Genomic DNA, 19,545 nt, shown 5'->3' with positions numbered 1-19,545 from the left:
ATTATAACAGGTGGCGGTTTGGAGGGGTCTTAAAACAACCTACAGCAACTGCCCCAGATGGGGTATATTATAACAGGTGGCGGTTTGGAGGGGTCTTAAAACTCAGATGTCATGTTGTCGATAATTTTCTTTATTATAACAGGTGGCGGTTTGGAGGGGTCTTAAAACTGGCAGGATAACCGCCTTGGAGCATGTCACATTATAACAGGTGGCGGTTTGGAGGGGTCTTAAAACATAGCCGGCAAGAGATATCACCTTAAAATCATTATAACAGGTGGCGGTTTGGAGGGGTCTTAAAACTCAACCAACGACATAGGGGCGGGCACATCTATTATAACAGGTGGCGGTTTGGAGGGGTCTTAAAACTATTAAAAATTTTCTAAGTTTCTAAAAAATTATCTATTTTTCTTAAATCTATTGTCTTTTTATGAAATTTTTGATAAAATGAAGGTTGTTATAACAGGTGGCGGTTTAAGAGGGGTCTTAAAATCAAGTTGCTGTTATAGCAACCATTATAAAGTTTATCTTCGGATAGACTTCCTCTTTTTATAATAATTCTGAAGTTTTATCAAAAATCAAAAAGTGTTGGCTGTACTATCTCTTCTTGAGATGACTGTTCTCCTATAATTATCTCCATTTTCCCAAACTGTGCATCGGTAAACATCAATATCCTGACATTACCTTTTTTGACATTGGTATTAAGAAAATTACGTAATCGTTTTTTTCCATAATTGGCAGACTCTATACTGTTGAATACTTTGGCATAAATGGAATACTGTAAACGTATATAACTCTCTGTATCAAGATGCTTGGAGAACCATCGATAACGCTTACGATCTTTTTTGGTCTGTGTTGGCAGATCAAACATTACTATAAGCCACATGATCCTAAAGGCACTCATCTAATTTCTTTATATCAAAAACCGGGAAACTCAACAACTCAGCATCACCCTGCTCTACAGATCGTTTGAAAAACTGTACATAAAGCCTGGAGACATTTCGCAGACTCGAACTACCTTTTTCATATTCTATATATACAATATCAAGTAGATTGATAAGTTCTTTTTTCATTTGTGGAGTAAGCACCTCTTCATCAGGATGAAATTCAAGTATACGGTAAACACCGATATCAAGTATTGGACGGAATGGCTCTATCAAATCATCGCTGAGATTAAAAGCGTTGTATTTGTTGTCATGCCAGATACCAAGTGCAGGTAAAAACCCTGCTGCACTCAGATCACGTGTAAGCAGGCTGCGTACCAGTGCATAAGCATAGTTAAGTGCCTGATTTCGTATATCAAATGAGTCAGGCTCTCTTACCAACTGATCAAAAAGCCTGTTCCAGTAGTATTTGGCACTTTTTGCTTCTGCTCCGTATTTGTCTGCTTCACGTACCTGTGTAATGTAAAGTTTCAGTTTTTCGGCCTCTTTTCCGAGGATTTCAAGTACCTCTCTTTGCTGTCCTATCTTGGCAATGATGATCCTCTGCCATAATTTGTCAGCATAAGATGGTGTCACTGCAAGCTGTGCTTTAAGTGTTTTTGTAGCAAGAGAGCTTTGGTGATAGGGATGCAGAATGGCGGAAGGCAAATAGTATTCATCACAAAACAGTGTAGCAATCTTATAGTGACTCAATGCCGAAAGTACTTTGGCACTGATCATAAACCTGTCTCCCTCAAAAACAATACTGTCTGTATCCTCCAATGAAAGTTTAAATCTTAATTCATCATCCTCAACCAATAGATTCCCGTTATCGATTCTAAGCCTGCACGGCTTAGTGATTCGTATCGTCTTCCACGATGCCATAACCAGACTCTTTGAGAAATTGCGCTTCAAGTTCCTTAGGAATGAAACCAAACTTTTGATAACTTTTCATTTTTCCGTTTAAATCCAAATGAACTTTTATTACCCCCGTTGTACTTCCAATACTTATACTTTTAATACTTTTTCCATCTGTAAATTTTTTTGGCTGTGATGAAGGATTTGCAGGAAAACGAGGATTAAATAATGAAATATACCTAGCTCCGCTACTTAAAATCTTAAAGCTTCTCAATGCTCCATAATGAATGATCTTCTTTTTGTTAAATAGATAGATCACTTCGTTCAGATAAACGATCATTGCATTTTCCTTTTTTAACCGATGCAATGAATTGACATCAACTTTACTGATATTGAGTTTCTCTTTTTCTCCTTTTTCAAACATTACAGCCAAAAAGTTATCATCAGTTCTCACCAAAACCTTATTACTCTCACCTCTCTCTATTTCTATCGGAAGGAAAGTATCATCCACAAATACAGTTTTATACACAGGTTTACCTGCTGCCGTAATCGGCTTTTGAAGTAATGAGCGAATTACTTCCTGATACACCTCATCCACCGCTTTATCATGCTGAGGATCTTTATAAATATAAATTTCTATGAGATTCCCTATGGTATTAGCTCTTTCTTCTATGGCACGATAAACAGGATCGTTGGTGTTATCTAAACGATAGAGCCAAAGCTTTTGGCGTATCTCTTTGTCATAAACTTTTAAAAACTCTTCTTTATTCCACTTATGTCTGTTTTTAAGTATATCAAGTCCATTAAACGCACCTAAAATTGATTTTCGAACTGTCGGCACCACCTTATCAGGATTATTTGGATTACGATGCCTGGAGGAGTAAACAGTATCTTTATGTGAAGAAGCACTAAGTGGCTTTTTGCTGACCCAGTATGATACACTTCGGATACTACCAAACATATCACGATACCATAAGCTCTCTTCCCCTTTTGACATAAAACGCTCATAGGCTTCTTTTATGTAGCCGGCTATTGCCACCCCTTCTATATGCGGTGTATATTTTTGCCAAAGTAATTGAAGTTCCTCTTCACTTTTTCCGTAATTCTCTTTGAGCATACGGTGCAGTCTATTTTGCCAGCCTCTATTCAGTGTTGCCAAGATAAGTGCGTCTTCGGCATGATGGAAGTTGGTATCACGACTTTTGGATTTGATACCGAGCCAGGAACGTGTTTTAGAAGTTGTCTTACCCGGTACATTTCGTACAGCTACACCATTTTTTCTGTGTTCTTTATTTGGAAATGGATAATACATTTTCAGCACTTCACTTACTAATGATTCAAGGTAGCTTGTTGCCCTGAGTGCTTTGGTATCCTGTACCTCCACATATATCTCATCCAGTGAAGTTGCCAATAGGTTCTTGCGTTTCTTCCAATTTATTTTATGTCCATTAAACAGCATTTCGACCCTCTTGACATATTCAATATCCCCACTCAGCCAATCCATAGGCAAGCGATTGGATTTTTGCATATTGGTATCACTATTGGCAATAATCAGGTTGTAATCGGTACTGAGTCCACCTAATGAGCGTGGAACGACATGCTCTATATCTGCTCTGCCATTAAAAAGATCACTTATATTGATCACTTCACCACTATAAATATCAATGAATTTTTGAGATTCAAGCAGCTTAATCTTTCTTGCCATCTTACGATCCATAGACGGAAACTCTTTTTTATAGCTCTCTATAATCTTGTCTATTTCTTTCCCCCTTTCTTTCATAGACTTTTCAATAGCATCTTTGATGACCTGTGGCAAAACATCTCTAGCACTCTCTATAATAATTTCATCAAATGATCCATATCTCCAACTAAGATCAGCGATATTTTGCAATGCCCACGATGCTAAAGATTTGACTGCATGATTATTGATGGCATTTTGTGTTTTCTCAAAAAGATTGTCTTTTCCAAGATGTAAATATTTAAGCGATTTCGGATAAGTATTATAATCCTCGGAAGGACTGATACCGAGTATTTCTTTAACAAAACTCTCATCTTTTCCTTCATTAAAGTATGGCAAAGCATCCAAAATAAATCGATGAGAGATAGAGAGTGTTCCGGCACTCTTACTTTTGATAAGAGCCAAAAGTTCTGTAGCCTCTACTTCAATACCATAAGGTTCCAACAATTCATGCAGTGCTGCTAATGCTAGTTTAGGTGTTTTATGGAAACGTACAACTTCAGCTAATTGTGCAAATATATTCAATGCCTCTGTATGAGAAAGTATCTTTTGCATCAATGTTGGAAATTTGCCTATCTCATTCAAAAAGAAAAATTTGATCAGGGTTCTTTGAGAAGATTTTCCTTTAATAACAACCTGATCATCTTTGCCATAGAGTTTCTGTTCATTGGACAACCCGAGTATCTTTCTGATATCTTTGTAATAAACCTGTTTAAGATTTTTTCCTTTTGCAATTTTCTGTATAACAAAATCAACAATTTTATCTCTATCTTCCTGTGTTAAATCATAATAATCTATTTTCAGGTCAGCTAAAGTTTTATAAAGCCTGTATATATCATATAGATAGCTATACCGAGGTGCTGCTTTTTCATTTGCGTAGTAACTACACTGACCAAAAAGAGACTCATCATTCTCAGGCATAATTTGATCTGTGATCGCTTCATGCAGTACTTCAATAAACTGTAAACATCTTTCACCGTCAAATGCAAATGCTCCCAATTCACATTGTTTCTTAATAATTGTTTCAATCTCATACTCTATATCTTCACGTCTAACCATCTTTTCATAATCATCATGGTTACGATAAGAACGAAATTTACCTTCTTGTATCGCTTTGTGTATCACCTGTGCGATCGTATCGACTTTATAGGTCTCCTTTAGACGCTTGAGTCTTCCGAGCGCTGCATAAACCTGTCGTTTTTCATCTGTTTTACTATCTTCCTCTTCTGTTTGCTCTTCAACAAGTCCAAGTTCCAACTCTAACTCATAAAGCAGATCTTCGGTAGCAATCGATTTATATCCCCTGTGTTTGGCCATATGTGCCATGATAGCAAACAGCTCTTGAGGACTCAAGATTCTATAAAGAGCATCTTCAGCTCTTAGTTTCCACTTATCTGTAATAGTATTATTCTTCTGTACTTGCATACATTCATCATAAGACAATACCCCAAAGGAGTTAAAAGTTTTTGCAACCTCTTTAATTCGCTGTCTTCTCTTTTCACCCAATGATCTTTGGCTGGCCTGTTCCCTGCGTGATGTCTGTTTTGATTTACCATCTTTATCATAGGGTGCATCTCTCATAATGACACTATTGTCTATGTTTATGTAACTATTTTCCTCTACTTCTTTAAGTACACTGAAACCAAAAGAAGTGATTCCCAAATCAACTGCTAATATTTTTTTACTCATTTTTTCTCTTCCTTATCAAACATTAAACATTTAAAATATTCTATCTGAAATCTATAAAGTCTTATAATATATCATTCTGACATCTTAACACAATTCAGTAGACACTTAGATGTCCATATTATCCATTTCAGCCAAATACTTCTCCACATCTTTCTTCAAAACATCTCTAAACTCTTTTGGTTCTATGACCTGGATGTGCGGTATCCAGTTCTTGATCTCGGGGAGGAGTTCCATGTTATGTGTTATTTGATAGGTAAAAGTGGCCGTACCGTCTGTATGCGGAGACTCCAGGGTCTGGCTTTTGTGCAGTGGTACTTCCATCAGGTAGCGTTTGGCGTAGGCAGAAACATGCAGACGTACCTCAAAAGGCTTCTGCCCGGCACTCGCCCAGATGGAAGCCCTTTCATTTACCTCTTCTATCTCTGAGCGGGTCAGGTCATTGGGTACACCGGGAAGAATCTCGAACTGCCTGATCTTGAGAAAATCAAACGGTCTTACCTCTTTGCTTGTATCGTCTTTGGCAAGCAGGTACCATTTTCCTTTTGCTGTATAGAGCTTGATGGGAGAAACCGTTCTGAGACTGGAGATACCCCGGTTATTGGTGTAGTCAAACCGGCACTTGCACTCTTTTTCCATACTCTGTATGATCTGCTCGGCGATCTGCTTGGGAATACCGTCGTAAGCAATGGCAAAAGAGATAACCGGGATGGCAGAGGTCGAACCGCCCAGACACTCTATGCTCATTCCCGCATTGGAAGCAAAAGAGTGGAGCATTGCCGAAGGCAGTCTGCTTAAATGCAGCATTTTTTCCGTATCTACATGGTAGACACCTCTGCCGGAGAGCAACGGAATGATCTCGCTTATCTTTTTCATATCTCTACCGATCGTTTTGGTACTGACCTCGTACTCTTTGGATATCTCACTGGCACGAAGCCTCTCAAATGCGTAAAGCCGCCTGACAATATCGACGATCCGTTTAACCGGCTGTGGGTGTTTTTTATGACTCATAAGATGATTATACACAAATAATTTTCCATACCGGAGAAAATTTTACAGTTTTTTAAAAAAACCTCTTGACAAGAGAAACATTTGGTGCTATAATGCCGTCCACATAAGCAATAAAGCTTATTTGGTTGGGGTATCGCCAAGCGGTAAGGCACCAGTTTTTGGTACTGGTATTCGGGGGTTCGAATCCCTCTACCCCATCCACCGAAGATTTAAGTTTGAATATATTTATTCAAGCTATAATCTCATACTTTCTTATAAATGTCGCGGGATAGAGCAGTTTGGTAGCTCGTCGGGCTCATAACCCGAAGGTCGTTGGTTCAAATCCTTCTCCCGCAACCAATTCAAACCACATTAAAACATCATCTCATATTTTCACATGATTATTACGTACCACTTATAATAGTATTTTGCAACGAACAGGTAAAGTTGTTGGTGGAAACCAGTATTAAACCCTCAGTAAAATCTTTTCAAGCTCTTTGACCGACCTGACCGCGTCAGTATGCTCCGTAAATCCCCAGTCGACCATGGTATAGGGAATACCCGCTTTCTGGCTTGCCATCTCGTCTCGGGGGCCGTCACCGACAAAATGTGCTTTCTCTTTTTCTGTGTTGGTCTCTTCAAGTAATTTGTAGAGCATATCGGGGTGGGGTTTCCCCTGTGCGACATCATCGTAGCAGGCTATGGCGTCAAAATGATCATGGACACCCAGGTGTGTCAGTGACTCTATGGTCGAACCCCGGTAAGCATTCGTGGCAACCCCGAGTGCATGCCCCTTCTCTTTCAATGCGTCGAGAAGCTCTCTGATCCCGTCATAAAGTACCAGCTCTTTTTCATGATTCTTCGTGTAATACTCCGAGAACCATCTTTCATGGTCAGGGTCAAAGCGTTTGGAATGGTAGAAGAATTGTGCTGGATTGATGGTATGGTCATTGACATGCTTGAGGATATACTCCTGTTCCATCGGCTCGAAGCCGAGGTTCTGGCGTACATAGTTGATGGCGTTGGCAATGGTGAGTGATGAGTTCACCAAAGTACCGTCCATATCGAATATGATCAGTTTGGACTTCATTATCTCTCTTATTTATTTTTCTGGTTGACTTTCAGATAAACTGAAAGAGAAAGAATGAGTACACCGATACCGACAAGAAGATAAACCGCATAAAGCAGTTTTCCCGGATCGGTCAAGGCAAACTTGAAGACCAGCATCAGTGCTTCGATGGAAAGCGCTATGATAATGGAGCCCAGGAATCGTACCATCGTCTGATGGGTATCATCCGTAGACTCCTTCTTTTTGACCCGTCCGAGAACCTCCTCTTCGAAGATAGCTTTGGTCAGATCGACGATCGCCAGAGAGAGTGTCAGAAGAATGGTAGACTTGAAGATTTTGTTGATATCGATATCAGCAAAGTTCACTCCAAAATGAAGAAAATCTGCAACTCCCTTAAAGAAAAGCAGCAGTGCTACGGCAAAAAGTGCTGCGGCAAAAGCTGTATAGATCCATTTGCTAAGTATCCCGAAATTCGAATCGATCGAACTGGGATGTACCATTTTCAAAATATTCTTCAGTGTGATATCGACACAGATGATCGCCAGAAGATTGTCGTCTTTGTCATACAGGGGGAATGTTGCTGTTACAACCAGTGCATTGCTGACAAGTGAAGGGTACGGGTCAGTCAGCACACATCGGTGCTCCTGAAGCGTTTTGTAGTAATAGGCACGGTCACTCCGGTCTTCACCTTTTCCAAAGCCTCTCAGTTTCGAATTTTTGGAAATGTTGTCTATGATCTGTATGCCGTTACCGTCAATGGCATAGATCACTTCACTCTGCGGCAGGGCTTCCTGCAGATGCTCTATTTTTTTTATGACACTTTCAAGTGTACCGCTCTCCATATTCTGGGAGATGTTTCGACTCATGATATAGCAGAGGTAGGCCCTTGCTTTGGTACGTATCTGCGCATATTCCTGTATCTCTTTGACCATTAGCATCCTATTTCTCCTTTTTTAACAAATTCTGCCCAGGGCATCACCATATGAGACCTTCTGGTTGATGGCGACTTCAGGGACGATACTCCCTTTTTCAGAGAAGGTCAGAATGGTAGAACCCATTTCGAACCATCCGTAGAACTCTCCTCTCTCCACCCATAGATCTTCATAGGTATAATGGACCGGCTCTCTTATCTCGGAATTCGTTCTTACTTTCTCTTCGAAGGTAACGACCATCTGACCCACATTGAGCGCTGCTACAAGTACAAGAACCTGCATTCTTCCCTTCGCATCCTCACATTCAATGACCACTCTTTCATTTTCTATGAAAAGGTCCTTCATGTTGCGAAGCAGGGGAAAGTTCACAGGGTAGTGTTTCCCCGGTATATGCGTCAGGCTGTTCACTTTCAGACGCATCGGAATGTGATATCGGTGATAATCTTTAGGAGAGAGATAAAAGTTTATAAACTCCCCTCCTTCCACTTTTGCCGCGGCTTCCTGATGATACGCTCCGAAAAGTTCCTCTATGCCGTAACTCATCCCTTTGATCTGGTAGGCTTTACCTTCTTTGATCGTTCCTGCATCGGTAATGAGCGCATCTACCCCTGAAATCAATATGTTTTCATCTTCCGGAAGTGCCCGCGGCTTTTCGAGTGCCCTGGTAAAAAGTTTATTGAGTGTTTTGTAGCTGCACGGCTCTCTGAACTCACTCATGTCCAGCCCCATCAGTTTGACATAGGCAGTATTGATGAAACACTGTACCGATGGGGGGAATTCTTTTGAAGCGAATTTCCCGAAATAGTGTGAAATGACGGAAGTGAAATGCTTAGCCATTCGCTGCCTTCGCATAGTGGGCCAACGCATCCGTCATCAGTGAGATATGGTAGTTCTCCTGATGGTTGATGAAGTCAAAGAATTTTGCCAACTCATCACTGTCTTTTGCTACCGCTTCAGAGAGCTTTTTACACTCTTCTTTGGCAGCAAGCTCTTCGTTAATGCCGTCTTTGAGGAACTGTACCACATCTGTAACCTGATACAACTCTTTCATCACGACACGCGGCACTGCAAGGATACCCATCTTCGCACCCATATCTCCAAAACTTTTGAGATGGAAGAAACTTTCCTCGATGAGTATTTGGAAGATCCTATTCATATAGGCGTCGTTACTGTGTGCTTTCAGATAGTTGTAGATCATAATGAGTTCATACTCTTTATAAGTCTCTTCAAACAAAAAGAGCGTAAGCGCATCCGTCGCTTCCTCTGTTAGTTCAATCCCGGGAAATTTGCGTTCCATACTGAATGCCGTGACAGTCTCATCATCCATTTTTTTCAAGACTCCCCTCATATAATGAATATCGCTGGATATCCTGGCATCGAGGTCCTTGTCCGGAGAACTGAGAAGCTGCAGGTCTATTTCATCGAGTCTTTTTACGATGTCATGTAACATATCACTCAGTTTTTCCACCTTTATCGGTATGATATCCCTGTCATAACTATACGATTCGTTCAATGTTATCATTTCATTTTCAAGCCAGGTAAAGTGCCGGAAAAGGATGTCTGAGAAGTCGAAAAGAACCTGCTTGTTCTCTGTTTTGCTCATAAATCCTGCCATCAGTGTAGCAAGCCATGCTTCATGTGTTTTTATCGCCACTGTTTTCATTTTACTTTCCTTCTTCTTTGTTTTCTTCTTTGGGCACACAGGAGTTTGCCACCTGATAGGTGATCACCGGATATGACGGGTCTTCCTGTCGTTTCACATAGGTATCGACTGCGGCTTTGATCGCCAGGGCGACCATTTCGGAACAGGCGGCATCTTCGGCGGGAAGCTTCTCGAGCAGCTTCATCGTTGCATCTACAAGATTGTAGGCACCGTTGAGATTAAGCCCCCTGGCCTCTTCGGTCAGCATGGAGCCGGCCACTACAGTCGTCGTACAGCCTATGGCCTGAAATTTGATATCGCCGATATAAGGCTCATCCTCATCGGTCTCGATCCTGAGGTATACAGCCACCTTTTCACCGTTCTCCGGGTTCTTTCCCATACCTTCGGCATTCGCACCGGGCAGAGCACCGTAATTTTTCGGGTTCATCATATGTTCTATAACTTGTGCATCCATTGTCATGCATTGTGCTCCTGTGTAAGAATGGGAATTATTATACCATGTGTGATTTAGAGTTGGGGGTTGTCAGATAAAATCTGATATGATTCTTCACTTATATAATAGGACTCAAAATGGCAAAATACGTACTGTTCGACACAGAGACCACAGGCAACCAGGAAGCGGACCGCATCATACAGATCGGAGCGATGATCGTACACTCAAAGGATGAAATAGAGGTTTTTGACGAACTCTGTTCCACACAGGTACCTATCAGCATCGAAGCGATGGAGGTACACAATATCACACCTGATGTCATTGCAGACAAACCCGCCTACAGTGAAACAGCCTTTGCCAGAAGAGTGCAGGAACTCAACACAACGGAAAACTACCTGATCGCCCACAATATCTCGTTTGACCTCGGTATGCTTGAGAAAGAAGGGTTTGTCAACCACTATACGCTGATAGACACCGTACGCTGCGCCAAACATCTTCTGCCGGACAGCCCCTACCATAGACTTCAGTACCTGCGCTACTCATTGGGACTCTACAAAACAGAAGCCCAGGAAGCACAGAAACTCGGCATCACCATCAAAGCACACGATGCCATCGGCGATGTACTGGTGATGAAACTGCTGCTCTCCAAACTGGTTACACTGACCCAGGAACGTTTTCCGGGAATCAACCCCATGCAGAAAATGGCGGAACTTACTCAAACGCCTGTTCTTATGAAAACGTTCAAATTCGGGAAATACAAAGACCGCGAGATCGAAGAGATCGCCCGTGAAGACAGAGGTTATCTCCAGTGGATGAGAAACAACCTCGATCTCGATGAAGATATGAAATATACGTTGGACCAGTATCTGTAAAGATTATCTAATCCCCAGATTTCTCATGAAGTTCCCTGCGATAATAGTGCTTCGCTCTTTAAACTGATTTGCAAGACGGGGAATAAATACTTCATCGAGTGTGGCATAGAAGAGTTTGAGCCACTGCTCAAACGTTTCTCTTTTCAATTCTCCAAGATACATGTGCGGCGCAAAAGGGTTCCCTCTGTAGGTAGTGTCACCCAAAGCGATGGAAGCCCAGAAATCCACCAGCAGTTTCAGGTGCACCCTCCACTCTTCGCTGTTCATGTCACTGCCGAGTTTGGCTATGAAGAAGGGTCCGACTGTTTCATCCTGAATCACTTTCCCGTAAAAGCGCATGACCATGATCTCAATGTTCTCTCTGTTTATCGTGTTAGCCTGCATTTTCGTTCCTGATACGGTTTATTTTTCGGAATTATAGCCAAAACTATGGATCATGTTGAAAACTTCGCCCGGTTTGAGTATTTTTACTGTATCAGAATGCGTTTGCCTCCCAATTGCACAAGAAAGGAGGCATGTGAAAGCCAGCAGATCGCGTCAAGGTCTTTTAGTGCTATAAACTTAACACTGCTTACTTTAAAATTTTTGAGTGTGTAAACAGTGATTCTGCCTTTGCGCCTGTCGAAGATATTACCAGAATCATCACGAATCAGCAATACAGGAAAAGGATACTTCCTCATTTTGGGCAGTGCAAACATGGAAGTGATGAAAGATGGCATGGTGTTGACTTAAAAAAGTGTTTCCTTTGCTTTTGAGGTAATCACTCAGTCCAATGGAAACATCTTTTTCAAAAGCCATAAGAATGAGCCTGTCATGCCTGGAAAGCATATGTGCTTTGCCGAACTGGTCCTGCAGTGTCATTTTTGGGAAAGCATCTCCCACTTTTATGTCCGCGAACAATGTCACAGAGAGCATCAGGGCGGCAAGCAGATATTTTTTCATAAATATACCTTCCATTGCAGGATCGAATCAAAGTATATCATTTTCTATTTATTCTATGAAGGCACTTAGTAAATATATCTATCAAAAGTTTGGGTATTTTGTTGTTGCGATAATATTATTTGGCTATAATCTGTTTATGAAAAAAATCATCCTTTTACTTGTACTTTTGAGTACTTATATATTTTCTAATATTAATATAGTCGTCAGCATCCTGCCGGAAAAGAGTTTTGTCAAAGCCGTCGGCGGAAAGAAGGTCAATGTCTCTGTGATGGTACTGCCCGGCAACTCCCCACATACCTATGAACCAAAGCCCTCGCAGATGAAGGAGATCGCCAAGGCGAACCTCTATTTTGCCATAGGCGTTGAGTTCGAGAAGATATGGCTTCCAAGGTTCAAAGACCTCAATGGTAAAATGCAGATCATAGACCTGACACAGGGCATAACGAAACTGCCCATGCAGGCACATGAACACCATGGGGAACACACAGGTCATAAACATGAAGAGATGGGTTACAGCAGTTTGGACCCTCACGTTTGGACCTCCCCTGCCAATGTCAGGATCATCGCCAAAAATATTTACAATGCACTGGCCAAAGCAGATCCGGAAAATAAAGAATATTACCGACAGAACCTTGATTCCTTCATTTCAAAGATCAATGAGACGGACAGAAAGATAAGAGCCATACTGGCTAAAATACCCAAAGGCAGCAAATTCATGGTATTCCATCCCTCCTGGGGCTACTTCGCCCATGAATACGGCTTGGTACAGCTTCCCGTAGAAGTGGAAGGCAAGAGCCCCAAACCAAGAGAACTCATAGCACTCATCAAAGAAGCCAGAGCAGAAAAGATCAAAGCGATCTTCACGCAGCCCGAATTCTCCGATGCCGCAGCACAGACCATGGCAAAAGAGTTGAAGATAAGCGTGATAAAGGTATCACCTTTGAGCAAGAAATGGTCGGAGAACCTTCTGAATATCGCACGTGCCATTGCAGGAAATAAGTAGAACGTAAATGAATGTCATCGAAATACGGAACCTCACCTTCGCCTATGACAAAGATATTGTTCTGGAGAATGTGAACCTCGATGTTGAAGAGAAGGATTTCCTTGCCATTATCGGCCCCAACGGCGGAGGAAAATCGACCCTTCTCAAACTGATACTCGGTGTGAACAAGGTCCAGAAAGGCAGCATAAAGGTCTTTGGTGAAGCACCGCACAAGAACCTCTCTTCCATCGGCTATGTCCCGCAAAATACAAACATAAACACGGACTTCCCTATCAAGGTCATTGAAGTGGTCCTCATGGGGCATGTAGGCGAGAAGAGGCCGCTTTTCGGTTACGGGAAAGATGAGATAGCCTGTGCTATGGGAGCACTTTCCCAGGTAGGTATGCAACATTATGCCCAGAACAAGATCGGCTCTCTCTCCGGTGGGCAGCGACAAAGGGTCATGATCGCCAGAGCGCTCTGCGCACACCCCAGAATACTTATTTTGGATGAACCCACAGCCAGCATTGACACCAAAGGACAGAAGGAGATATACGAACTGCTCAGGCTACTCAACAAAGAGATTACCGTTATTGTGGTCAGTCATGATATCTCGGTCATTCTGGAGTATGCCAACAAAGCCGCCCATGTCAACAGAACACTCTCCTTCCACGATATCAGCGATAAAAAGAAAACCTTCCATACCCACGGCGACCAGGATCATTTCTGTGAAATAGAACTGCTTGAAATGCTGGGTGCGGACAGTTGCAACACCTGCAATCCCGATACAGATCCGCTCGAACCGGCAGGGAAATGGAGGGAAGCCAAATGATAGAAGCTTTGTCGTTCGATTTTGTCCAGCATGCCATTATGGCAGGTATACTGGTTAGTTTTGCCGCAGGGATCATCGGTTCGCTCATCGTGGTCAACCGGATGGTCTTTCTTGCCGGAGGGATCGCCCATACATCCTACGGAGGGATCGGCCTTGCCGTCTATTTTGGACTGCCCATTTTTCTGGGTGCCTCCCTCTTTGCCGTAGGTGCCGCCCTGCTCATCGCTGTACTGACTATGAAAAATAGACACCGTATTGATACATTCATTGGACTCATCTGGGCTGTGGGTATGGCTATCGGTGTGATCTTTGTTGACCTGACACCCGGTTACAATGTCGACCTGATGAGCTATCTCTTCGGCTCCATACTCGCCGTGAACACGGAAGATCTCTATTTCATGGGAGGACTGCTTGCAGTTATTCTCTTTGTGATCACCTTCGGCTACAGGCATATCCTTGCCGTCTCTTATGACAGCGAATATGCTGCGCTGAGAGGGGTAAATGTCAGGTTCTACTATACACTTATCCTGATCCTCTCGGCATTGACCGTTGTCGTTGCCATCAAGGTGGTCGGGCTCATCCTGGTCATCGCTATGCTCACCATTCCTGTCTACATCGCGGAAAAGCTCTCAAGCAGCCTTTTTTCCATGATGCTGCTCTCCGGTACCCTTGCGACGCTTTTTACACTTGTAGGTCTCTGGTTCTCTTACACATACAATCTGACCTCAGGCGCTTCTATCATTCTAGTGTCGGCTGCTTTTCTGGGTCTGTTCCTCATTTTCTACAGGGGAAAAACATTATGAAGCATCTCTTTTTCACTTTGGCTGTTCTGTCTCTTTTAACAGGCTGTTCATCTGGTGTCGGTTTCGGAGTCGGAGGGGTTGTAGGCGGAAGCAACGGTGGTACGGAAGTGATCGCCACACAGGACGGCATACATGGCCAAATTGTAGCCGGAGGCGATATCACACTGTGAGATACAAATCTTATCTATTTAATTAAACACAAAAGGAAAAAACTTATGAAAAAAATCATCATTGCAATGCTGCTCTTCTTTGTTGCAGTCTTTTTTATGCTGAAATATTATTTTTCAGATACACTTATCAACAAATACTCCGATACAGCATCCGTAAAAGAGGATAAGGCGATCAAGAATGGATGGGTACCTGCCCTCCTGCCGGACTCTGCCTATGACATTGAAGAGACACATGACATGGACACCAACCAGCTTTTCGGCAGGTTTTACTACAAAGAGCGGGATGAAGCCGTAATAGTACAAAAACTTGCACCCGTTCCCGATATGAACCAAACTTATGAATGGGGAAATTTTCTTTTCAGGATCAACAAAGAGAAGAATGAGGTCAGGTACCGGAATAAACCTTGACACAACTCAAGTATTCTTCATTCCTATTTGCCTATACTTCGCCAAATATTACTGTAGCAGTAAAAAAATCAAGAACGGAATATCATGAGTGAATTTTTAAGCAACAAGCAATCTCCTTTTGAGGGGAAATACCCTGACGGGCATCCGGTACGTACCTACCTCGAAGAGAACCTGCTCATCCGCAGTCTCATCAATGAAATGCAATCGATCAACATTCAGGAGAACTTCGAATTTTTCAAAGAACTTTTCAACAAACTGGGTAAAGTGGAACTGCATTTTGCACGTAAGGAGAATCAGCTCTTCCCCTACCTTGAAAAGCACGGCTGGACCAGTCCTTCACAGAATATGTGGGCGTTCCACGACCAGATACGTGAAGAGATAAAAGAGACAAGAAAGGCCATAGAAGCAGAGAACATGACAGCGGTCATGATGAACGCCCAGCAGGTCTTCCGTTCTCTGGAACACATTATGCAGGTGGAGGAAGGCAGGCTTCTTCCCAATGCCATGCAGATGCTCAGTGAAGAGGAGTGGAAAGAGTTCAAAGAGGGGGACAGAGAGATAGGCTGGATGTTCGATACACCACCTGCACCCTACCCTGAAGATGCCTACATCCATCCTGGAGAAGATACCCAAAGAAAAAAACTGCCTTTCGGTACTGAGGACAAAACACATTACGACGAAGGCTGGCTGACACCAGAACAGGTAAACTCCATCTTCAGGATCCTTCCTGTAGACATCACCTATGTGAACGAAAATGACCAGGTGGTCTTCTACAATCGTGGAGAGGACCGTGTCTTCCCCAGAAGTGCGGGGATCATCGGGCGGGAGGTCAAGTTCTGCCATCCGCCTAAAAGTGTCGACCAGGTACTTCGCATTCTCGAAGAGTTCAAAGCCGGCAGGCAGGACCTGGCCGAGTTCTGGATACAGTTCAAAGGAAGGTTCGTCCACATCCAGTACTTCGCTGTGCGGGACCCGGACGGAACCTACCGAGGTGTCATAGAGATGAGCCAGGATGTGACCCATGTACGCGAACTCGAAGGAGAACAGCGCCTGCTTGACTGGGACTCATAGATCAGATAATGGGCACCTCTAAAAACCCCAGATGCTCATAATGGGTTTTTAGAGGTGCCCTAATATTATTACTCCCCATTATGCACACCTGGTAACAAAGCAAAGGATACCCATGTTTTTACCTACAACCCAAAAAGAACTTGAACAGCTGGGCTGGGAACAGCTCGATGTCATACTTGTAAGCGGGGACACTTATGTGGATACCCCCTATAATGGTATCGCTATCGTGGGTAAACTGCTTGTCGATGCCGGCTACCGCGTAGGGGTGATCGCCCAGCCCGACATTGAGAGCGGCAAAGATATTACGAGACTGGGAGAGCCTTTGCTCTACTGGGGTATCAGCGGCGGTCTGGTCGACAGTATGGTAGCCAACTACACCGCAACCAAAAAGTTCAGAAAAAGCGATGACTTCACTCCCGGAGCAGTGAACAACAGACGGCCGGACAGAGCCGTGATGAAATATGCCAACCTCATACGCCAACACTTCAAGGGTACCGTACCTCTGGTACTTGGCGGTGTAGAAGCAAGTTTGAGGCGCGTAGCCCACTACGACTTCTGGACCAACAAGGTCAGACGCTCCATTCTGTTCGATGCCAAAGCAGATGTACTGGTTTACGGCATGGCTGAAAAGGCCGTACTCGAACTGACCGCTGCCTACAGAGACAAACAACCCATAGAAGAGATCCTGGGTATCTGCTACATAGCCAAAGAGCCCAAAGCGGGCTACTTTGAACTGCCAGGCTATGAGGAGTGTGCCAGGGACAAGCATGCCTTCATCTCTATGTTCCATCACTTCTATGCCAACAATGAACCCGACATCTCCAAAGGACTCTGCCAGGAGCACAGTGGACGCTGGCTCATTCAGAACCCTCCCCAGCCAAGCATAACCCAGGAAGAGATAGACCATGTCTATGACATAAGGTATGAACGTGATGTACACCCCTACTACAAAGCCCAGGGAGAAGTACGCGGCCTGCAGACCATCCAGTTCTCCGTCTGACCTGCCCCAAAAAATAGATCTATTCCCAAAGTTAGACTTTGATTGTATATCAAGCAGCATTTTGTCTGCCTGAAACTTTTGATGGTGGCTGGTTATCCAGTGCACTGTGAGGTCGTTCATGATTATAGCTGTAACGCCACTTTTCTATGATGACCTGTGCTTCTTTTCTGTTTAGGAACCACTCTCTGCTCAAACACTCATCCCGGAACTTTCCATTGAAGCTTTCAACATAGGCATTTTGCCAGGGAGAGCCGGGTTTGATGAATGCAGGACCGATATTGTGCTCTGTCAGCCATTTGATCAGTGCTTTTGCTGTAAACTCCGGACCATTGTCCGAACGGATAAACTTTGGTCTACCATACAGTGTCATCAGCCTTCCAAGGGTTTTAATGAGATGGTTGGCTCTGATCGATGTGGCTACTTCAAGTGCCAGGCATTCTCTGGTATATTCATCTACCACCACAAGGATCTTCAGTTTCTGGCCATTGGCAGCACGGTCACTGATAAAGTCATAACTCCATACATGGTTTGTATGTTGGGAGAGCAGCTTCATGGGATCGGTACCGGGTCTTTTCCTTCGTGGCCGTCTCTTTGGCAGTTGGAGGTTTAGCATCTTCCATATCCTGTATACCCGTTTGACGTTCACATGTTCTTCTGGTTGTTGCCAACCCAGCATTACGGCAATACGTCTGTAACCGAACCGTGGATAGGTTTCGCTAAGGCTTTTGACCGATTCCATCAAAGGCCTGTCTTTTGCTGGCTGCTTTGGCTCATAGACCAATAGAGAACGGCTCAGGCCGATCTCTTTGCACGCCCGCCGCTGGGATATCTGATGATCCATCATCATTCTGACAGCTTCACGTCTTGCAGCAGGCGTTACCACTTTTTTTCCGTGATCTCCTTGAGTGCTTCATTGACAAGCATCTGTTCGGCCAAAAGCTTTTTCAGTTTGGCATTCTCTTTTTCCAGCTCTTTGAGTCGTTTTACTTCGGAAACACTCATACCGCCATAGGTACGTTTCCACTTATAAAAAGTCTGTTCACTGATATTGTACTTTCGGATAATCTCTCGTTGGGTATCCGCTATCTGAGCCTCTTGCAAAATCTTGACGATCTGCTCTTCGCTGAATCGTTTCTTCATCTTGTCCTCCAGTAGTATTGACATTATAGTCTAACTCTGGTTTTGGCTCAAATTTTGGGGAGCAGGTCACGTCACCACACACCATGGCTGTTACGGAGAGTGCAACTTCTGCGCCATCACCGTGCATCAGGGGCGTACCATACGAAGCAGAAGCCAGGACTCCATCGTCAATGAGATAGACAGGTTCAAGGAACACAAGGATTTCAAAGGCATCATCAACGATGTGGGCGGAGCCACGGCAAACATGTACGGTTTCGAATGTGACAAAAAGCTTAAAAGCGGTGTCTGCCAGGACATTCCCTGCACCAGCTCACAGGTCTGCCCCATCCTGCGTCCAAACCACGGCCCGCAGATAGAGCTGCTTGGCAAAGTACGCAAACTTCCCCATGTCAAAAAAGCCTTTGTCAACAGCGGTATACGCTATGACCTCATACAGGAGGACAAGACCCATGGCAAGCAGTACCTCAAAACGCTGGTCGACCACCATATCTCGGGACAGATGAAAGTTGCCCCGGAACACATCGACGACAAAGTACTCAAACTCATGAACAAGCCGGACAAAGCCACACTCATGAAATTCAAGGCAGACTTCGATGACTTGAACAAAAAGTCAGGCAAAAAACAGTTCCTCACCTATTATCTCATCGCTGCCCACCCCGGTAGCCAGCTTGAAGACATGCAGAACCTCAAAGCATTCGCCAACCAGGAGCTGCACCTGAATCCCGAGCAGGTACAGGTCTTCATCCCTACTCCATCAACCTACTCGGCTCTCATGTACTATACAGAGATGGAGCCCTGGACAAGAGAGCCTGTTTTCGTAGAGAAGGACCCTGCACGCAAACAGAAACAAAAAGATGTCGTGACACAGAAAGAACCTGTAAAACAGAAGCATCACGGCAAAGAGCCGTTCAAAAAAGATGCACATAGAAAAAGAAAAAAAACGGCGCAGAAAAAGCAGATCAGAGAGACAAAGCCTGCCAACTATAAAGAGTATAAAACTTTACACAAGGTGAGAAAGAATTACTCAGAAGAGTGA

The 19,545-nt window shown here is 43.5% G+C and carries 20 protein-coding genes, 2 tRNA genes, 1 pseudogene and 1 CRISPR repeat array (1 of these 24 only partly in view); of the genes and pseudogenes, 11 read left to right on the top strand and 12 right to left on the bottom strand.

Annotated features, from left to right (window positions below; genetic code table 11):
* A CRISPR array of direct repeats spans positions 1-366; the repeat unit is 36 nt; unit sequence ATTATAACAGGTGGCGGTTTGGAGGGGTCTTAAAAC; it reaches 1,188 nt to the left of the window's first position.
* A gap of 202 nt (positions 367-568) precedes the next feature.
* The 4 genes from cas2 to YH65_RS04830 form a co-directional block, all read right to left on the bottom strand.
* On the bottom strand, positions 569-901 hold the full coding sequence (gene cas2, locus YH65_RS04845; protein WP_046550875.1) for a CRISPR-associated endonuclease Cas2: 333 nt from the start codon (positions 899-901) through the stop codon (positions 569-571).
* The gene (gene cas1 / locus YH65_RS04840; RefSeq protein ID WP_084722028.1) at positions 888-1,805 is read right to left on the bottom strand and encodes a type II CRISPR-associated endonuclease Cas1; all 918 of its coding nucleotides are present in this window, start codon (positions 1,803-1,805) and stop codon (positions 888-890) included. The genes cas2 and cas1 overlap by 14 nt, the downstream gene beginning before the upstream one ends.
* Positions 1,774-5,205 carry a type II CRISPR RNA-guided endonuclease Cas9 gene (cas9, locus tag YH65_RS04835; RefSeq protein WP_046550873.1) on the bottom strand — a complete coding sequence of 1,144 codons (3,432 nt, stop codon included), beginning with the start codon at positions 5,203-5,205 and terminating at the stop codon, positions 1,774-1,776. Before cas9 ends, cas1 begins: the two co-directional genes overlap by 32 nt.
* Positions 5,206-5,310: 105 nt before the next feature.
* Positions 5,311-6,213: a helix-turn-helix transcriptional regulator gene (locus tag YH65_RS04830; protein ID WP_046550872.1), complete on the bottom strand. Its 903-nt coding sequence runs from the start codon at positions 6,211-6,213 to the stop codon at positions 5,311-5,313.
* Between the two features lie 126 nt (positions 6,214-6,339).
* On the opposite strand from YH65_RS04830, the gene YH65_RS04825 reads away from it, so the two are divergent.
* Positions 6,340-6,414 (top strand) — tRNA-Gln (locus YH65_RS04825).
* A 61-nt stretch (positions 6,415-6,475) separates the two neighbouring features.
* Positions 6,476-6,552: transfer RNA gene (locus YH65_RS04820), tRNA-Met, on the top strand.
* Positions 6,553-6,658: 106 nt separating this feature from the next.
* Here YH65_RS04820 and YH65_RS04815 read toward each other — a convergent pair.
* The 5 genes from YH65_RS04815 to YH65_RS04795 are packed head-to-tail and all read right to left on the bottom strand — an operon-like array spanning position 6,659 to position 10,316.
* On the bottom strand, positions 6,659-7,282 hold the full coding sequence (locus YH65_RS04815; protein WP_046550871.1) for an HAD family hydrolase: 624 nt from the start codon (positions 7,280-7,282) through the stop codon (positions 6,659-6,661).
* Positions 7,283-7,290: 8 nt separating this feature from the next.
* Positions 7,291-8,199, bottom strand: a complete 909-nt coding sequence (locus YH65_RS04810; protein WP_046550870.1) for a PDC sensor domain-containing protein — start codon at positions 8,197-8,199, stop codon at positions 7,291-7,293.
* Between the two features lie 15 nt (positions 8,200-8,214).
* Positions 8,215-9,030, bottom strand: a complete 816-nt coding sequence (locus YH65_RS04805; RefSeq protein WP_046550869.1) for a phosphatidylserine decarboxylase — start codon at positions 9,028-9,030, stop codon at positions 8,215-8,217.
* Positions 9,023-9,856, bottom strand: a complete 834-nt coding sequence (locus YH65_RS04800) for a hypothetical protein (RefSeq protein ID WP_046550868.1) — start codon at positions 9,854-9,856, stop codon at positions 9,023-9,025. The genes YH65_RS04805 and YH65_RS04800 overlap by 8 nt, the downstream gene beginning before the upstream one ends.
* A 1-nt stretch (position 9,857) precedes the next feature.
* Positions 9,858-10,316, bottom strand: a complete 459-nt coding sequence (locus tag YH65_RS04795) for an iron-sulfur cluster assembly scaffold protein (protein ID WP_046550867.1) — start codon at positions 10,314-10,316, stop codon at positions 9,858-9,860.
* Positions 10,317-10,426: 110 nt separating this feature from the next.
* Between YH65_RS04795 and YH65_RS04790 the strand changes: the two genes are divergently transcribed.
* Positions 10,427-11,161, top strand: coding sequence for an exonuclease domain-containing protein (locus YH65_RS04790; protein ID WP_046550866.1), 735 nt, complete (start codon positions 10,427-10,429; stop codon positions 11,159-11,161).
* Between the two features lie 3 nt (positions 11,162-11,164).
* Here YH65_RS04790 and YH65_RS04785 read toward each other — a convergent pair whose 3' ends face one another.
* Together YH65_RS04785 and YH65_RS04775 are read right to left on the bottom strand one after the other, a co-directional pair.
* Positions 11,165-11,545: a group III truncated hemoglobin gene (locus YH65_RS04785; protein WP_046550865.1), complete on the bottom strand. Its 381-nt coding sequence runs from the start codon at positions 11,543-11,545 to the stop codon at positions 11,165-11,167.
* A gap of 258 nt (positions 11,546-11,803) precedes the next feature.
* The gene (locus YH65_RS04775) at positions 11,804-12,103 is read right to left on the bottom strand and encodes a hypothetical protein (protein WP_046550863.1); all 300 of its coding nucleotides are present in this window, start codon (positions 12,101-12,103) and stop codon (positions 11,804-11,806) included.
* A 136-nt stretch (positions 12,104-12,239) separates the two neighbouring features.
* On the opposite strand from YH65_RS04775, the gene YH65_RS04770 reads away from it, so the two are divergent.
* The 7 genes from YH65_RS04770 to YH65_RS04745 all read left to right on the top strand — a co-directional run bounded on the left by YH65_RS04770 (position 12,240) and on the right by YH65_RS04745 (position 17,369).
* Positions 12,240-13,106 carry a metal ABC transporter solute-binding protein, Zn/Mn family gene (locus YH65_RS04770; protein WP_046552036.1) on the top strand — a complete coding sequence of 289 codons (867 nt, stop codon included), beginning with the start codon at positions 12,240-12,242 and terminating at the stop codon, positions 13,104-13,106.
* 7 nt (positions 13,107-13,113) lie between these two features.
* Positions 13,114-13,917, top strand: a complete 804-nt coding sequence (locus YH65_RS04765; RefSeq protein ID WP_046550862.1) for a metal ABC transporter ATP-binding protein — start codon at positions 13,114-13,116, stop codon at positions 13,915-13,917.
* Positions 13,914-14,720: a metal ABC transporter permease gene (locus tag YH65_RS04760; RefSeq protein WP_046550861.1), complete on the top strand. Its 807-nt coding sequence runs from the start codon at positions 13,914-13,916 to the stop codon at positions 14,718-14,720. The genes YH65_RS04765 and YH65_RS04760 overlap by 4 nt, the downstream gene beginning before the upstream one ends.
* Complete coding sequence (locus YH65_RS11465) at positions 14,717-14,890, top strand: hypothetical protein (RefSeq protein WP_154806467.1); 174 nt, start codon at positions 14,717-14,719, stop codon at positions 14,888-14,890. Before YH65_RS04760 ends, YH65_RS11465 begins: the two co-directional genes overlap by 4 nt.
* Positions 14,891-14,935: 45 nt before the next feature.
* Entirely contained in the window at positions 14,936-15,298 is a 363-nt protein-coding gene (locus tag YH65_RS04755; RefSeq protein ID WP_046550860.1) for a YbbD-related protein, read from the top strand.
* An 84-nt stretch (positions 15,299-15,382) separates the two neighbouring features.
* Positions 15,383-16,369, top strand: a complete 987-nt coding sequence (locus tag YH65_RS04750; RefSeq protein ID WP_046550859.1) for a DUF438 domain-containing protein — start codon at positions 15,383-15,385, stop codon at positions 16,367-16,369.
* A gap of 112 nt (positions 16,370-16,481) precedes the next feature.
* Positions 16,482-17,369 carry a radical SAM protein gene (locus tag YH65_RS04745; RefSeq protein ID WP_245609228.1) on the top strand — a complete coding sequence of 296 codons (888 nt, stop codon included), beginning with the start codon at positions 16,482-16,484 and terminating at the stop codon, positions 17,367-17,369.
* A 49-nt stretch (positions 17,370-17,418) separates the two neighbouring features.
* Here the strand turns inward: YH65_RS04745 and YH65_RS04740 are convergent.
* A protein-coding gene (locus tag YH65_RS04740) for an IS3 family transposase (RefSeq protein WP_154806503.1) occupies positions 17,419-18,509 on the bottom strand; the annotation gives its coding sequence in 2 pieces (ribosomal slippage) (positions 17,419-18,248 and positions 18,248-18,509; 1,092 coding nt in all).
* A 70-nt stretch (positions 18,510-18,579) separates the two neighbouring features.
* Here YH65_RS04740 and YH65_RS04730 point away from each other — a divergent pair.
* Positions 18,580-19,545 (top strand): annotated as a pseudogene (locus YH65_RS04730) (radical SAM protein); the annotation flags it as partial.

Source organism: Sulfurovum lithotrophicum (genome assembly GCF_000987835.1).
GTDB lineage: Bacteria > Campylobacterota > Campylobacteria > Campylobacterales > Sulfurovaceae > Sulfurovum > Sulfurovum lithotrophicum.
Note: the sequence above shows the minus strand (reverse complement) of the source record. Positions and strands in the feature narration are given on the sequence as shown.

Excerpts from the sequence above, each read along its gene's own strand:
- cas2 (WP_046550875.1), bottom strand. The coding sequence starts at position 901 with ATGAGTGCCTTTAGGATCATGTGGCTTATAGTAATGTTTGATCTGCCA.
- cas1 (WP_084722028.1), bottom strand. The coding sequence starts at position 1,805 with ATGGCATCGTGGAAGACGATACGAATCACTAAGCCGTGCAGGCTTAGA.
- cas9 (WP_046550873.1), bottom strand. The coding sequence starts at position 5,205 with ATGAGTAAAAAAATATTAGCAGTTGATTTGGGAATCACTTCTTTTGGT.
- YH65_RS04830 (WP_046550872.1), bottom strand. The coding sequence starts at position 6,213 with ATGAGTCATAAAAAACACCCACAGCCGGTTAAACGGATCGTCGATATT.
- YH65_RS04815 (WP_046550871.1), bottom strand. The coding sequence starts at position 7,282 with ATGAAGTCCAAACTGATCATATTCGATATGGACGGTACTTTGGTGAAC.
- YH65_RS04810 (WP_046550870.1), bottom strand. The coding sequence starts at position 8,199 with ATGCTAATGGTCAAAGAGATACAGGAATATGCGCAGATACGTACCAAA.
- YH65_RS04805 (WP_046550869.1), bottom strand. The coding sequence starts at position 9,030 with ATGGCTAAGCATTTCACTTCCGTCATTTCACACTATTTCGGGAAATTC.
- YH65_RS04800 (WP_046550868.1), bottom strand. The coding sequence starts at position 9,856 with ATGAAAACAGTGGCGATAAAAACACATGAAGCATGGCTTGCTACACTG.
- YH65_RS04795 (WP_046550867.1), bottom strand. The coding sequence starts at position 10,316 with ATGACAATGGATGCACAAGTTATAGAACATATGATGAACCCGAAAAAT.
- YH65_RS04790 (WP_046550866.1), top strand. The coding sequence starts at position 10,427 with ATGGCAAAATACGTACTGTTCGACACAGAGACCACAGGCAACCAGGAA.
- YH65_RS04785 (WP_046550865.1), bottom strand. The coding sequence starts at position 11,545 with ATGCAGGCTAACACGATAAACAGAGAGAACATTGAGATCATGGTCATG.
- YH65_RS04775 (WP_046550863.1), bottom strand. The coding sequence starts at position 12,103 with ATGAAAAAATATCTGCTTGCCGCCCTGATGCTCTCTGTGACATTGTTC.
- YH65_RS04770 (WP_046552036.1), top strand. The coding sequence starts at position 12,240 with ATGAAAAAAATCATCCTTTTACTTGTACTTTTGAGTACTTATATATTT.
- YH65_RS04765 (WP_046550862.1), top strand. The coding sequence starts at position 13,114 with ATGAATGTCATCGAAATACGGAACCTCACCTTCGCCTATGACAAAGAT.
- YH65_RS04760 (WP_046550861.1), top strand. The coding sequence starts at position 13,914 with ATGATAGAAGCTTTGTCGTTCGATTTTGTCCAGCATGCCATTATGGCA.
- YH65_RS11465 (WP_154806467.1), top strand. The coding sequence starts at position 14,717 with ATGAAGCATCTCTTTTTCACTTTGGCTGTTCTGTCTCTTTTAACAGGC.
- YH65_RS04755 (WP_046550860.1), top strand. The coding sequence starts at position 14,936 with ATGAAAAAAATCATCATTGCAATGCTGCTCTTCTTTGTTGCAGTCTTT.
- YH65_RS04750 (WP_046550859.1), top strand. The coding sequence starts at position 15,383 with ATGAGTGAATTTTTAAGCAACAAGCAATCTCCTTTTGAGGGGAAATAC.
- YH65_RS04745 (WP_245609228.1), top strand. The coding sequence starts at position 16,482 with ATGTTTTTACCTACAACCCAAAAAGAACTTGAACAGCTGGGCTGGGAA.